1 protein-coding gene and 1 pseudogene are annotated in these 416 nt (G+C 58.9%); both read right to left on the reverse strand.

Annotated features, from left to right (window positions below; all coding sequences use genetic code 11):
* On the reverse strand, positions 1-131 hold a 131-nt coding region (locus EN804_RS34860), incomplete at its 3' end, for a cytochrome ubiquinol oxidase subunit I (RefSeq protein WP_135922320.1).
* Positions 132-199: 68 nt separating this feature from the next.
* Positions 200-416: pseudogene (locus EN804_RS34865) on the reverse strand (ABC transporter ATP-binding protein); the annotation flags it as partial.

Raw genomic sequence — 416 nt, forward strand, 5'->3', positions numbered from 1 at the left:
GTCATGACATAGACCGTTTCCATGATGGCGATCACCACCGACAGTCCGATCGTCAGGGGAACGAACAGAAAGTGATAGAGAGCCGTCACCGCAAATTGCAGGCGCGACAGCGCCACTATGTCGAGTTCCATGGTCTTATCCACCTTTTCCGGAAGGCCGGCCTTCCATTTCTAAGACGACGCCGGCTCTCAAAAAAATCTCAGTCCGGGCGCAATGTGTTCAGCACTACGCCGTATTCCGGAGTGCCGCTTTGACATTCATCAAATTGACGCCCCTCTTTCAGCACGACGATGCGGTCTGCGAATTCCGCCTCGCGGCGCTTATGGGTGATGACCACGACGGGCCTGCGCTCCGCCGAGGCAAACAGCCGCGCAACGACGTTGCCGGCGGTCCCGCCGTCCACCCCTTCAGGCCCC

Origin of the sequence: Mesorhizobium sp. M8A.F.Ca.ET.161.01.1.1, assembly GCF_004792105.1 — a bacterium.
Taxonomy (GTDB): Bacteria; Pseudomonadota; Alphaproteobacteria; order Rhizobiales; family Rhizobiaceae; genus Mesorhizobium.